The 14,323-nt window shown below is 41.8% G+C and carries 11 protein-coding genes; 7 read left to right on the top strand and 4 right to left on the bottom strand.

The window, feature by feature from the left end; all coding sequences use genetic code 11:
- Window positions 1–73: 73 nt before the first annotated feature.
- Both L3V43_RS06200 and L3V43_RS06195 read left to right on the top strand, forming a co-directional pair.
- Window positions 74–418 (top strand): Hpt domain-containing protein, encoded by a 345-nt coding sequence (locus L3V43_RS06200; protein WP_206472808.1) that lies wholly within the window; start codon window positions 74–76, stop codon window positions 416–418.
- A 188-nt stretch (window positions 419–606) separates the two neighbouring features.
- Window positions 607–1,821 (top strand): pyridoxal phosphate-dependent aminotransferase, encoded by a 1,215-nt coding sequence (locus L3V43_RS06195; protein ID WP_039495683.1) that lies wholly within the window; start codon window positions 607–609, stop codon window positions 1,819–1,821.
- Window positions 1,822–2,042: 221 nt separating this feature from the next.
- On the opposite strand, the gene L3V43_RS06190 is transcribed toward L3V43_RS06195, so the two are convergent.
- A complete protein-coding gene (locus L3V43_RS06190) occupies window positions 2,043–5,213 on the bottom strand; it encodes an efflux RND transporter permease subunit (protein ID WP_102056686.1) in 3,171 nt (1,056 codons plus the stop codon).
- A 5-nt stretch (window positions 5,214–5,218) separates the two neighbouring features.
- The gene (locus tag L3V43_RS06185) at window positions 5,219–6,394 is read right to left on the bottom strand and encodes an efflux RND transporter periplasmic adaptor subunit (RefSeq protein WP_010604595.1); all 1,176 of its coding nucleotides are present in this window, start codon (window positions 6,392–6,394) and stop codon (window positions 5,219–5,221) included.
- 236 nt (window positions 6,395–6,630) lie between these two features.
- On the opposite strand from L3V43_RS06185, the gene L3V43_RS06180 reads away from it, so the two are divergent.
- Entirely contained in the window at window positions 6,631–6,879 is a 249-nt protein-coding gene (locus tag L3V43_RS06180) for a YkgJ family cysteine cluster protein (protein WP_237116160.1), read from the top strand.
- 261 nt (window positions 6,880–7,140) lie between these two features.
- On the opposite strand, the gene rsmF is transcribed toward L3V43_RS06180, so the two are convergent.
- A complete protein-coding gene (gene rsmF, locus L3V43_RS06175; protein WP_235367504.1) occupies window positions 7,141–8,580 on the bottom strand; it encodes a 16S rRNA (cytosine(1407)-C(5))-methyltransferase RsmF in 1,440 nt (479 codons plus the stop codon).
- Between the two features lie 355 nt (window positions 8,581–8,935).
- Between rsmF and L3V43_RS06170 the strand changes: the two genes are divergently transcribed.
- The 4 genes from L3V43_RS06170 (at window position 8,936) to L3V43_RS06155 (ending at window position 13,193) form a co-directional block, all read left to right on the top strand.
- The gene (locus tag L3V43_RS06170) at window positions 8,936–10,363 is read left to right on the top strand and encodes a sigma 54-interacting transcriptional regulator (protein ID WP_237116159.1); all 1,428 of its coding nucleotides are present in this window, start codon (window positions 8,936–8,938) and stop codon (window positions 10,361–10,363) included.
- 141 nt (window positions 10,364–10,504) lie between these two features.
- Window positions 10,505–11,887 carry a cytochrome c oxidase accessory protein CcoG gene (gene ccoG / locus L3V43_RS06165; RefSeq protein WP_010371615.1) on the top strand — a complete coding sequence of 461 codons (1,383 nt, stop codon included), beginning with the start codon at window positions 10,505–10,507 and terminating at the stop codon, window positions 11,885–11,887.
- A gap of 154 nt (window positions 11,888–12,041) precedes the next feature.
- The gene (locus L3V43_RS06160) at window positions 12,042–12,617 is read left to right on the top strand and encodes a cytochrome b (protein WP_102056689.1); all 576 of its coding nucleotides are present in this window, start codon (window positions 12,042–12,044) and stop codon (window positions 12,615–12,617) included.
- A gap of 3 nt (window positions 12,618–12,620) precedes the next feature.
- Window positions 12,621–13,193 carry a YceI family protein gene (locus L3V43_RS06155; RefSeq protein WP_102056690.1) on the top strand — a complete coding sequence of 191 codons (573 nt, stop codon included), beginning with the start codon at window positions 12,621–12,623 and terminating at the stop codon, window positions 13,191–13,193.
- A 94-nt stretch (window positions 13,194–13,287) separates the two neighbouring features.
- On the opposite strand, the gene L3V43_RS06150 is transcribed toward L3V43_RS06155, so the two are convergent.
- Entirely contained in the window at window positions 13,288–14,118 is an 831-nt protein-coding gene (locus L3V43_RS06150; RefSeq protein ID WP_102056691.1) for a transporter substrate-binding domain-containing protein, read from the bottom strand.
- Between the last annotated feature and the right edge of the window lie 205 nt (window positions 14,119–14,323).

Raw genomic sequence — 14,323 nt, 5'->3', positions numbered from 1 at the left:
GCCCGCATTTACTTTGCACAAGAAACCAGATTTGGCTAGCATAAGTAATAGAATATTAAATTTAAGGAAAATTATGAGCATCGTAATAGATGAAGGTGCCCTAGAAAACATGCAAATGTTGCTGGGCGAGCAATTCGAAGATACGGTTCATTTTTGTTGTTCTGAATTCGAGCGGTTAGAATCGGAGTTGATGCTGAATTTGAATCAGGATCAAGAAGCTGCCATTCGTCATGCTCACAGTTTGAAATCTAACGCTGCTCAGTTTGGGGCCGCTAGTTTGAGCGATTTAGCAAAGACGATAGAACATGCCCTTATTCAAGGGGAGCAGGATATTGTTGATGACTCTATTGAGAAGCTTGCAGCACAAGTTGCAGGTTCAAAAGCGCAACTGCAGCAGTGGGTGAGTGCACAGTCTTAAATCCAGCACAGGCCAAAGAGCGGAAATAAGGTCGTTTATATGGCCTTTTTTATTTAATATTGCTCTTATTTATTCCACCCTAATCACTTCATTTTATAAGTTGCTTTTTTGAAGCATAAAAAGTTATCACAAGCATAGAATTTAGACGGCATTGTGATATATGCTTGAGCAAAATGAGGGGGTTATAGATGCTACAAATAACAAAAAGTAATAAGCTCAATGGTGTGAGTTACGATATTCGTGGTCCAGTATTGGATCAAGCAAGAAAAATGGAAGACGAGGGCATGAAAGTCCTCAAATTAAATATTGGTAATCCGGCGGCATTTGGCTTTGATATGCCAGAAGATATGCACCGAGATATCATAAAAAACTTATATTCTGCACAGGGCTATTGCGACTCAAAAGGATTGTATTCTGCCCGAGTTGCCGTGTATCAATATTATCAGCAAAAAAGCTTTCCCAATATTAGTGTCGATAACATCTTCATTGGCAATGGCGTCAGTGAATTGATCCAAATGACCGCACAAGCCTTACTCAATGACGGTGACGAAGTGTTGATCCCCGCACCGGATTATCCGTTATGGACTGCCGCAGTTAAATTATCAGGCGGTAACCCAGTGCATTATCTTTGTGATGAAGAGCAAGACTGGTTTCCAGATATCGAAGATATCAAGCGTAAAATCACGAGTCGTACAAAGGCATTGGTGCTGATCAACCCAAATAATCCGACCGGTGCTGTATATGACAAAGCATTGCTTGAGGCATTAATTGACGTTGCCAGAGAACACAAGCTATTAATACTGAGTGATGAGATCTACGAAAAGATTTTATATGATGATGCGGAGCATTTTTCAATTGCGAGTCTTTGTGATGATATCCCAGTTATCACTTTCAACGGCTTAGCAAAAACCTATCGTGCGGCCGGGATCCGCATGGGCTGGATGGTGATCAGTGGTAAGCATTCAGTGATGCGGGACTTGATCACAGGCTTAGAAATGCTCGCGTCTATGCGATTATGCGCCAATGTTCCTGCACAGTTTGCCATTCAACAAGCGCTCGGAGGCATACAATCCATCGACCAACTCATTGAACCGGGTGGGCGTTTGTATGAGCAGCGTGATATTGCGTTTAAAGGTTTAAACGATATCGAAGGGATAAGCTGTGTAAAGCCAAAGGGCGCGCTTTATGCGTTTCCAAAAGTCGACGTGAAGCGGTTTAATATTAAGAATGATGAGCGTATGGTGCTGGACTTGCTCAAAGAAGAAAAAATTCTACTTGTCCACGGACGCGCTTTTAACTGGCCTAGTGCGGATCATTTTAGATTAGTGTTTTTACCACATAAAGATGATTTACAGCCTGCGATGGATAGAGTAAAGCGCTTTTTTGCGCATTACAGTCAGTAATACCTTGTAATACCAATTAGCCTTAATACTTGCTCAATTTGAAGGAGCAAATCTGACACTAACTGCGTTAAAAATTTCTCATTTAGAATAACTAAATAGCAAAATTTTCGCCTGGTTATCGACAAGATTTTCTCGCCTCAAAATAGATCACTTAATTAAGCGAATTGGTATAAAAAAGCTCGGAAATTTCCGAGCTTTTTTGTGGGCTAGTAATTTGTTACTTAGGGAGTATTAGAATTTAGCTCCGGTGTCGTTTGTTGGCTATCAGCCGAGCTTTTACCTTTAAACCATTTGCGGCCAACGCGCTTAACATCTTCAAGTGCCACATATTGACAAGGGATAAGTACTAGGGTGATCACTGTGGCAAACAACACACCAAATGCAAGCGAAACCGCCATTGGAATAACAATTTTAGCTTGTAGGCTCGTTTCCATAATGATTGGTACAAGTCCGATAAAGGTGGTCAACGAAGTGAGCAAGATTGCTCTAAAGCGTTTACATCCGGCCTCGACGGCTGCGGCTTTTAAATCGATACCTTCTTCGCGTGCTTTATTGACAAAATCAACCATAACCAAAGAGTCGTTCACCACAACCCCAGCTACGGCAATAATACCAAAGAAAGACAAGCTACTCATTGTCATTCCCAATACCATATGACCGAATACCGCGCCGACCACACCAAATGGGATCACAGACATGATGATGACAGGCTGAGAATAAGAACGTAGTGGAATTGCCAGTAGTGCGAAAATAATCATTAATGATAGGGCAAAGTCACGAATTTGCTCAGCAACACTCTCCATTTCTTCTTGTACGCGACCTGCCACTGCACTTTGAACGCTAGGATAATTCTTTAATAGACTAGGAAGATATTCGTCACGAACTTGCTTTGCTATCTCAAAAGGTTGTGCGATTTCTGTATCAACTGATGCCCAAACATTAATAGTGCGTTTGGCGTTTTCTCGGCGAATTCGGTTAACACCGTCTACCAATTTCACGTCAGCCACTTCTACCAACGGCACTTCTGCACCTTGAGGCGTTAAGATACGCACGTCCTGAATGTCACTAATGGCATCACGGTGTTCTTTAGGATAACGGATCATTACTTTGATCTCTTCACCATCACGTAAAATACGCTGTGCTTCAAGGCCGTAATAACTGAAGTTTACTTGGGATGCAACATCCGCCAACGTGAGTCCAAGGCTGTACGCTAATGGTTTAAGCTCAAGCTGCACTTCATCGGTTGCTGATTGCATAGAGTCATTGATATCTCCAACACCTTCAATAGTTGCTAGCTTGTCTTTTAGTTTCTGTGCGACTTCACGAAGCTCTTCTTTGTGTTTACCTTCTAACCTAAAGCTAATGTCTCCGTCATCACGGCCACCATTCATAATGCTATCTTGAATGTTTAGCGATTTAACACCAGGCAGTGCAGGCATTGTATCACGCCAGCGGGCGCTGAGTGCAAAGGTATCGATTGGGCGTGCATCTGGTTCAACCAAGATCACCATAATATTTGCGCTTGTGCGGCCGTTCATATTCACCATGTAATCACGGATCATTTTCTTGCCATACTCAGCCTCAATTTCTTTGTCGACATTCAGTACCATTTGCTCAATTTTTTGAATTGACTCAAGCGTCGCGTTTTCTGACGAAGATAAGTTCATATCAATCGAGATACGTGGAAAATCATGTGGGATTTTTGGGTTAGCAACAAACTTCACTAAGCCACCAGCAAACATCCCGGCGCTAACAATTAAAATGGTTAAAAATCCAACAATGACGGTATAGCGGTAGTGAATACAGCGGACAATGAATGGGCGGTACGTGTTTTCAATGAAAGATTGAAGGCCGCTATCCATTTTTTCTCTGAGGCGGTGGAACGGATTTTTAGGGTTGCTTGGTTTTTCTTTCATCGCTGCTAAATGCGCAGGTAAAACCAGCTTAGATTCAACCAAAGAGAATAGTAAGCAAAGAATTATTACGCCACCAATTGCTTTAGAAAATGCTGCAGTTGGGCCAGTTGCTAATGTTTGCGGCAAGAAAGCAGCAACAGTAGTAAGCACACCAAAAGTGGCTGGGATAGCAACACGTTTTACACCACGGACGACATTATCGAGGCTATGACCATGTTTTTCTATTTCAGCATGGGCGGATTCACCGACGACTATCGCGTCATCAACGACAATCCCCAACACCAAAATAAAGGCAAAGAGTGAGGCTAAGTTAATCGTTACGTCTAAATAACCCATTGGCATCATTAAAAATGCACCTAAGAAGCTAACTGGCAACCCCATCATTACCCAAAATGCTAAACGCACACGTAAAAATAGAGCAAGCATTAGCATAACTAATACGCCACCTAACGCCATATTTTCTAGCATCATGTTAAGGCGGCCATTGAGGTAATAGGTCAAGTCAATAAAAGGTTCAAGTTCTACGCCTTGTGGCAGTGAGCCTTTCTTTGCCTCAAGATAGTTCTTAATGATATCTGCAACTTTGGTGATGTCTTGGTCTTTTGACGCGCTAACTTCATACACCAGTGAGTTCTTACCATTGTATTTAGAGTATTGCAGTCCTTCTTCAAAGCCATCGTTAATGGTGGCGACATCGCCTAAGCTAACCTGTGCGCCGTCTGGTAGTGTTAGTAAGGGGAGTTTTCTAAACTCGTCACCGCGATAGGCTTGGTTTTCAACTCGCATTGAAATATAGCCATTTTCGGAGCGAATTTGGCCAGCAGACATGTTCGCTGAGAAGCTCTTTACTGCATCCGAAATTGCTCTAAAACTTAGGCCGTATTCGCGCATTTTATCAGGGCTTATCTCAATAGAGATTTCGTAGTTCAGGCCACCATCAAAGCGTACAAGGTTAACGCCAGGTAACGACAGCATTTCTTCATGAATGCGATTACCAAGCTCTTTAAGATCATGGGGACTCAAGTCGCCATTGAGTGACAACCACATCACTTCTTGGGTTGCTTTGTCGTGACGTACAATAGGGCGTTCCATTCCTGATGGGAAAGTTGAGACGGAGTCTACTTGCATCTTGACTTCGTCGAGTACCTCTTTGGTGTTGTACTGCTCGTCTACTTCTATCCAAGTTTGCGAGTAACCGCGATTAGAGTAGGTGATCAAGCGTTTGATCCCTTCGAGACCTTCCATGGATTCCTCGATCTTAATCGTGATCCCTTCCTCGACCTCTTGAGGTGCCGCGCCCGGATACACAGCTTGAACACTTATCCAGTTACTATCGTATTGTGGAAACATTTGCTTGCGGATCGAAAACGCGGTAAGCAAGCCGCCCACAATAATAAATATCATCAATAAGTTTGCTGCGACTGGGTTACGTGCAAACCAAGCAATTAAGCCTTTTTCTGTACTTTGACTATGCATAAACCTTACTCCTCTTTGAGCGCCAATTGGGTGTTTGCGCTTTGCGAAGGAGTATCGTCTGTACGTAGTTGCATCCCTTCAGACGGATAGTCCAGCGCTGAAGTAATGATCTGTTGGCCTGACTCAACGCCGTTATCAACGACGACCATGCCATTGTACTCTCTAATAATATTGACCTTTTTGTAACTGAGCTTGTTATCGTCATCCAATGTTGCAACGCGACCTTCTTTCACTAAGTGATGAGGAAGCATAGTGGCATTTTGCACTAACAAACCTTGAATATCAGCGTTGATATAAGCGCCAAAACGTAGTGGTTTTACGTTGTTGTGATAAGGCTGTTCGACTTGAGCAACAAGGTAGGTCATGCGACTTTTGTTATCGATAACGCCTTCACTGCGGACTATTTCACCTTTCCAACTCATCGGTTGACCAGCGACTTCTGCTGTGATCACGACATCGGTGCCAACACCTTGTTGCGGTAGGTATTTCAATTCATTATCGGCAACAGGGAGGCGTACTTCCGCAACAGATGTCGCATTGAGTTTACCAAAGCCATTACCGGGATTGACTACACTACCAAGGCTTACGGTGCGAGATTCTATAATCGCATCGTAAGGCGCTTTGATATAAGTACGCTCTAAATTTCGGTTCGCTCTTTTCACCGCTGCCTGCGCAGCTTTAAAGCTTGCTAACTTTTCAGCGAGCTGAGGTTTTCTTAAATAAAGTTCGGAAGGTATTTTTTCGTTAGCGTTTGCTTTAATCCTTTGCCATTCTGCTTTTGCTACTTGCACCTGAGCTTGCTCTATTTCTAGCGCTGAGCTGGCTTGTGCTAAAGCCGCTTCGGCTTCAATCAGCGACGCTTCATAGTCATTCGGGTCGATGCGAGCAAGCACGTCGCCTTCTTTGACAAAGCCACCTTTGACAAACTTGTCAGACAATGAAATGACTTGACCGCTGACCTGAGCAACAAGCTCAGTACTGTATTTTGGCATCACGATACCGTATGACGATACGTTCAGCCTAATTTGGTCAATATGAATAGGTTGAACCTGTACGAGAGGATGTACTATTTCTTCTTTCTTCTCTTCTGGAGGTTGTTTCATTGCAGACATGGCAACAGCCGCTGCAATTCCCACCGCAAGAACGGCAATTGGTAGAATTATTTGTTTTTTACTAGCCACGTTAAAATCCTTCCTGTTGAATGATTCTTGATGACCCAGATTAACGGCTCTAGATCATCGATAAGCTTAAGAATACGCGAATAGTTATGTCGAGGTGTTTAAATCCAGACTGAATATGTAACAAAGCTTTGCGTACCTAAATTTATCGTTACATTCTTAAAAGCGATTGATGCTTTTACGTGTAGTCGATTTTTCGATAAAATGCACCACTTATTGTCAAAATTGCGAGAAACAGAATGGATTGTAGGCTTGGTTGTGGCGCTTGTTGTATAGCACCAAGTATTTCAACACCCATTCCCGGTATGCCAAATGGTAAACCTGCGGGGAAGCGGTGTATTCAACTAGATGAAAATAATCTGTGTAAACTGTTTAACCAGCCAGAGCGCCCACAAGTGTGTTTGCAATTTAAGGCCATGGAAGATGTGTGCGGTGACAGTAATGAAGCAGCGATGCAGATCATCACAGAACTCGAAATGTTGACCTAACTAGCCTCTGGTTAACTGATAAAAAAACGCCCAGAAACTTACCTGCTAAGTTCTGGGCCTAGGGAAAGGCTCAAGATTGAGCCGTGCGCTAACTAAAAACACCTTCTAAGACTGTAGGGAGAAGTAGAAAGTACTGTTAAGTTTAGTTAACCTTTCATTCTTTTTACAAATAAATGAATCATTTATTAAGTTTATATAAAACAAAGAGTTGTTCTTTATATTCATAATCGGTCTTAAAAATATCAAAAGGGTATATTCAGGTTATACCCAAGTTATCAACAGGCCGTCTTTAATTAAATCCCGAGGCAAACTGTTTTTAACTTTGTTTTTTTGCCATTTCCCTAACCCGATGGCACTGCCACATAGCGTGAGGATCACCTCTCCCGTTAGTTTTGTCACCTCATCTAGGCGTATATCCTTGCCATTAAAGTAATCTTTAGCTTGCTCTTTTGTTAGCCCTAAAGTGTTTTTAGACGCTAAGTGGCCGAAAGTAGTGGCAAACTCATGCTCTAGTCTTACCCCATTTTTATGGGTAGTACCGATTAAAATCCCTATGCGAGAATATTTGATCTTATCTTGGATTGCTTCAAAGTTGTCAGGAAATAGCCATACCTCTTTATCGCGCTGCATCAACTTACCGTCAAGTTGGGCAATACCAAACTGTTTGTTTAGTACAGATAACAATAGTTGAGTGGTTTTCTTGTCCAGCGCTTCAAAAGGGAAAGTGCCTTTTTTCCGCTTTGGATTTTTAACGGCAACAGAGTGTAACTTCTTAAATCGAGCAATGAAAAACCCTTCGCTATCATATAGCTGAGGCCACACATGCAAGTATCCTTCGGACGTTGTTGCTTTTTCAGCACCCTCAAATAAAGTTGATAGGTTTTCGACTGCTACTGCTTGAGGGTAATTATCAATGAGGTGTTGGCATACTTGCTGATTTTCCAATGGTGTTAATGTGCAAGTTGAATACACTAAGGTACCACCTGGCTTTAAGGCTTGAAATGCACTGTCTATCAGTTGCTTCTGCACTTGTGCTATTTCAACATTAGACTCAATGGACCAGTTTTTAAGGGCATTTGGATCCTTTCTAACAGTGCCTTCTCCAGAGCATGGTGCATCAAGCAAGATGTTATCAAAACATTCATGCATATAATCGCCAAAGATACAGCCGTCAAAATGAGATAACGCAACATTTCGTATGCCCATACGTTTCATATTTGCCGCAAGCGCTTTGAGTCGAGATGAAGATAGCTCATTAGCGATTAGTACGCCGCGTCCATCCATGTAAGCTGCGAGTTGCGAGGTTTTCGAACCCGGTGCTGACGCCATATCCAAATTAATATCATCACTGCAGATAGTCGACTTCAATGCTGTTGGCGGCAACATAGAACTTGCTTCTTGGACATAGATGCAGCCACCTAAATGGATATCTGTGTTGCCGATAGCAAGATTAGCTTCTTCTTGTTCACTTCTTGATATCCAAAACCCTTCCTCACACCAAGGGATCGGTTCTGCCTGCCAATCACTTTTTTCGCAGTAGGCTAAGAATTCAGTGATAGACATTTTTAGGGTGTTGACTCTGACTGCTCGGCGTAAAGGAGACTGGCACTTATCTATAAAGTCTTCGATGCTAAGGTGATCTGGTAAGTAGGTTTTTATGTCGTCTAGAAACGCGCTGGGAATATAAGTTGATTTGTCCACGCAGTTACTCAATTTGAAAGCTTTATCACATTTTACACTTTCATGAGTGAAAAATGCATATTTGTTGTGACGATGCTGATTATTCAACCTGAACTCGGGATAACAACTTGTTCTCTAGCAGTTGTTATTCCTTACTACTGCGTTAAATTTGCTTGCAATAGGCCAGCTATTGACGCACAAATTTGCCTTGTATTAAGAAATAACTTCTGGCTAGAGTGATATTACACTTTTGAACTTGGATATTTTAGTGGATTAACTCACTTCTTATCCCGGGTTCAGGTTATTAAGCAAAACTCATGGCTGACAGTAAAAGACTATAGTTATATAATGCTCGCGAAATATCGCGAGGATTGCTATGTCTATTATCAAACACTTTTTGGCGGACCCTAAATTATTATTGAATGCGGTTGGAGAGGGGATCTATGGTTTTGACCTTTCTGGTAACGCTGTTTTTGTAAACCCGGCCGCAGAGCGTATGACTGGGTGGCAAAGTGATGAGCTTTTGGGGAAAAAAATACATCAGTACCATCATCATAGTCATGCTGATGGGAGTGATTACCCTGCTGATGAATGTAACATCTACAAAACAATGTTTGATGGTAAAACACGACAGGTAACCAATGAGGTGTTCTGGCGGAAGGATGGGAGTTGTTTTCCTGTGGAATATACCTCAACCCCAATCTTTAAAGATCAGCAAATTATCGGTGCAGTCGCGATATTTCGCGATGTGTCGCAACAGCACAAAACTGAAAATGCCCTAAGAGAGGCGCTGAATAAAGTTCAAGTACTGACTGAGCAACTTAAAGATGAAAATGCCTATCTGCTAGAGACATTAAATGAAAATTGGCAAGACTCGGGTTTGGTGGGTAGTAGCGCAATATTTCAGGCTATGTTGGCGCAGCTAGAACTGGTTAGTCAGACTGACAGTACGGTATTGGTTTTAGGAGAAAACGGCACCGGTAAAGAGCTTGTTGCTAGAAATCTGCATCGTCTTAGTGAGCGCTCATCGCAACCTTTCGTTAAAGTAAATTGCGCTGCTTTTTCACCAACCTTGATTGAATCTGAATTGTTTGGACATGAAAAAGGAGCATTTACTGGAGCGAATGAAAGACGTAAAGGACGTTTTGAGTTGGCGGATAAAGGGACCATATTTTTAGATGAAATTGGTGAGTTACCGCTAGAAGCGCAAAGCAAGTTATTACGTGTATTACAAGAGCGAGAGTTTGAGCGTGTAGGGGGAAGTAAGTCGATTCAAGTAGATATACGGATAGTCGCAGCGACCAACAGAGATTTATGGAAAATGGTCGAGGGTGGGGAGTTTAGAATGGATTTATATTATCGTTTAAACGTTTTTCCTATTCGAGTGCCTGCACTAAGGGAGCGTATAGAGGATATACCCGTATTGGCCAACAATCTCATCGTGCAGCTCAACAAAAAGCTGGGCAAGCAACTACGCGGGATCTCTAAAAAGGCTATTCATGCGTTACAGCGTTATGATTGGCCAGGCAATATTCGAGAACTCCAAAACGTGTTGGAGCGCGAAGCGATATTATCTAAAGGTCGTTTAATTGATTTATCTCAAGCACTTAACGCTACTGAGCAGCATAAATCTGAAAACGGTGAACTGACTTTAGCGCAGGCGGAAGCTGAACACATATTAAGAGTGCTAGAAATAAGTAACTGGAAGATCGCTGGCAGCAACGGGGCGGCTGATAAGTTAGGACTACCCGAAAGTACGCTAAGGTCGAAAATGAAAAAACTAAAAATTACTAAGCTTTCGTGATATTTCGCGCCTATTCGTGATATTTCGCGAAAATGAAAATGTCATAAAGATAAACACACTAAAAATCAAAGCTTTATAAACTTTCAGATTGGTCTGAAAGTTGCAATATCAAACTCGTGTATTACCAATGTAGCAAATAACATGAAGTTTGATATCAAAGAAGAAGACATGATCATTAAGCCCTATAAACAAGAAGGGCCTATTTACGTCAGAGAGCAAAAAGGTTTTTTCCAAAAAATAAGGAGAAACCTTGGCTGGTTTTTAATGTTAACTTTCGTTCTCATTCCTTGGATCCCGTACAATGAGCAGCAGGCCATCTTGCTTGATTTTGGTAAGCAGCAATTTAGGATATTTGGTGCCACCTTTCTCCCTCAAGACTTTATGATTCTAGCCTGGATTTTCATGGTGGGTGCCTTTGCTTTATTCTTTGTCACGACTTGGCTGGGTCGCGTGTGGTGTGGTTATACTTGCCCACAAACAATTTGGATGCTGATGTTCACTTGGGTTGAGCACCGAGTGGAGGGGACTCGCAACCAAAGAATAAAGTTGGACAAATCAAACTGGGATAGCAAAAAAGTCGCGAAGAAAACGGCCAAACACGCTATTTGGTTGATAATTTCGGTGTTTACTGCCACTTCATTTATGGCCTATTTTATACCTGCAAAAGAGCTGTATCTAGACATGTTTACGCTTGAGTGGACTGGCCTTACTTCCTTCTGGGTATTTTTGTTCGCACTTTGTACCTATGGAAACGCGGGCTTTCTACGAGAGAAAATGTGTACTGTGGCATGTCCATATTCTCGTTTCCAATCGGTGATGTTTGACAAAGATACGTTAGTCGTCACTTATGATAGCGAACGTGGTGAAAATAGGGGTCGTCGTAAACGCAAAGAAGACCCAAAACAGCTGGGGCTCGGCGACTGTGTAGACTGTAATTTATGTGTTGAAGTGTGCCCCGCTGGTATTGATATTCGTAATGGCTTGCAATACGAATGCATTAACTGTGGTTTATGTATTGATGCGTGCAACGAAACGATGAATAAATTCGGCTATCAGCCAGATTTGATTAAGTATCAAAGTGAGCATCAGCAAGCGGGTAAAAAATCCAATCCGTTTAGGTTAAAAATAGTAGGCTATGGTGCTATTACCGTATTGATAGTAGTCACTATGGTGATTTGGGCATTCAATCGAACACCAATAGAAGCTTCTGTCATTCGCGACCGTAATGCGCTTTATCGTGTTAATTATGAGGGGTTGGTCGAGAACCCATACACCTTAAGTGTAATAAACAAAACACAGCACGATTTAACTTACACCGTGAGCTTAAAGGGACTGCCAGATGCGAAACTTACAGCTCCAATCACAACGCATATCGCTGGCGGCGACATGGCGTTAATCCCAGTAACAGTGACCGCTGATGGCTATGAGCTTAAAGGTAAGCGCACTCCAATCCAATTCACTATAGAGTCGCAACAAGATGCCAATATTAGCATAACGAAGGACAGCTACTTCTATAAAAATTAGTTTACACTCCCCCCGACTCAAGGCGCTTGTATTATGAAGCGCCTTTTTTTGTGTGCATATATGCACAATCTGACGCTAAATTTATGGCTTTCTCTCTGAACTTTTAGCGTATAAGCTTACTCTTATTGAGAATGAGTTTTATTAGCTGAATATTATGTTTAAAAATACATCACAACACTATGGTTTGTTAGCCATCATCTTTCACTGGGTTAGCGCGCTTGCGGTATTTGGCATGTTTGGTCTCGGGTTGTACATGGTTGAACTCAGTTATTACGATCCTTTCTACCGTGATGGCTTACATATTCACAAAAGCATAGGAATACTGCTAGCAGCTTTGATAGTACTTAGACTGATTTGGAAGGTTACCAACCCTAGCGTGAAACCCGAAAGCGAAGCCACTCCCATGGACAAATTGCAAAACACAATAGCACATGTCGTTCACGTCGTTTTGTATTTAGGTTTGTTTGGGCTGTTTGTCACAGGTTACTTAATTTCTACCTCAGATGGTAGAGCAATAGAGGTGTTCAACTGGTTTTCTGTTCCAGGTATTGGGGAGCTGTTTGATGAACAAAGTGATATTGCAGGCACTGTGCATTTATATATTGCTTGGGGGCTCATTGGATTAGTGGCGCTGCACATTGTGGGAGCGCTAAAACACCACTTTATTAATAAAGATTGTACCTTAGTTCGAATGCTCAAGGTACCAAACGCTACAAAAGTTGAGGATTAAAACATGAAAAAAACAATCATTGCATTAAGCATGGCAGCTATGACCTTATCGGCCGGAGTAAATGCCGCGGATTATGTAATTGATACTAAAGGTGCACATGCCTTTGTAAACTTTAAAATTAAACATTTAGGATACAGCTGGTTGCATGGTCGATTTAATAGCTTCGAAGGCGACTTCAGCTATGATGCAAAAAACCCAAATGCGTCAAAAATCAATGTAGTGATCGATACTGCTTCTGTTGATTCGAACCATGCAGAGCGTGATAAGCATTTGCGCGGTAATGATTTTTTAAACGTAAAAGCAAACCCTAAGGCGACTTTTAAGAGTAACTCGATTACTTTTAGCGATGATACAAATGCGAAGGTGAAAGGAAGCTTCACACTCAATGGGGTAACAAAGCATATCGAGTTTGATATTAAAAAAGTGGGTGAAGGTAAAGATCCATGGGGCGGCTACCGAGTTGGCTTTGAAGGTGAAACTCAGTTAAAACTTGCTGATTATGACATCGACTATGATCTAGGCCCAGCATCAACACACGTTACCATCGGTTTGCACTTAGAAGGTATTCGTAAATAATCTCTACTAGCACCACGTGTTTCTACATACGTGGTGCTGCGCTTTATATTCTAAGAGGAGCCCACTTTTCAAGCGCAATATCAGTTTTAGAAAGTTAGTTTTTAAAAATACTAGCTAGCTGTGGCTGAAACTGCTCTGGTAACCAACGAGACATAGCCAGTCTAAACTGTTCGTTTTTATGGGCTTGTTTTAACGCTTCGCTAATTGCAGCTATTTGTTCCTTACCAATCGCATTGTTATTACAGCCTGCATATCCAGCAGTTATCTGCGAGGCGATACTCAATCTGACTTGTGTCAATTCATCTTGCTTATCAACATGCAATTTGTGGTAGTGGTGTTCGCTTGGGTATCCAAGTATCACGTCGACTCTTTTTTTGAGCAGCATGATAGTCAAACTCTCTAATGTATCTCTTCCTGGTCTTACAAGCACTTGCTTGGAAGGCAAACCCGCCAATAACGCATCAATTTCATGGCCAAACGATCGATTTGCCGCGACACCTACAGTTAGTCCATGCTCAGTTACGAGTTTTTCCAAATCAATTGCGCTGTTGGTAATGCCAAGTGACTGTGCAACATCTTTCCTTAGTGCGGCAGAGGTTGATAATCCGATAGTGGAATACTCTTCACTAAAAGCGATATGTCTTTGCCGCTCGACTGTTTTATAGAGGGAGATCATACAATATTGGTTGTTGAAATTAGAGAGCTCATGTATGGCCCTAGATGCGGGGAATACTTTATAATTAAAAGTGTAATCGGGCATCTGTTGTTGAATGAGTTTTATCAATAACTCGTCTCGTCCTTGCCCTTCCAAATCGTCAGCAAGGATATAATAAGGCGCGAAATCTATCGCAATCCAAGTTATTTGTTTTGCAAATACAAAACTGGATTGAAAGGCAATGAAGAGGAGTAAGATGATTTTGATCAAATTGGGTCACTCTTGCTGAACTTACAATAAGCTTAGCATTGTTTGCGATGTTGATGATTAAATTAATGTTTATTTAATTTGTATTTAATGTTTACAGAGGTTGGCGGTATGCTAGCTTTAAAAGAAGTTTTAGTTTTGGGTAAAAGCATGCTAGCAAAGCTCAGTTAAGCGATTGAATATAGAGTTTGATTGCAGTGCGTTAATC

The sequence above is a fragment of the Pseudoalteromonas sp. L23 genome (genome assembly GCF_021728455.1).
Lineage (GTDB): Bacteria > Pseudomonadota > Gammaproteobacteria > Enterobacterales > Alteromonadaceae > Pseudoalteromonas.
This window is presented reverse-complemented; position numbering and strand designations above follow the sequence as displayed.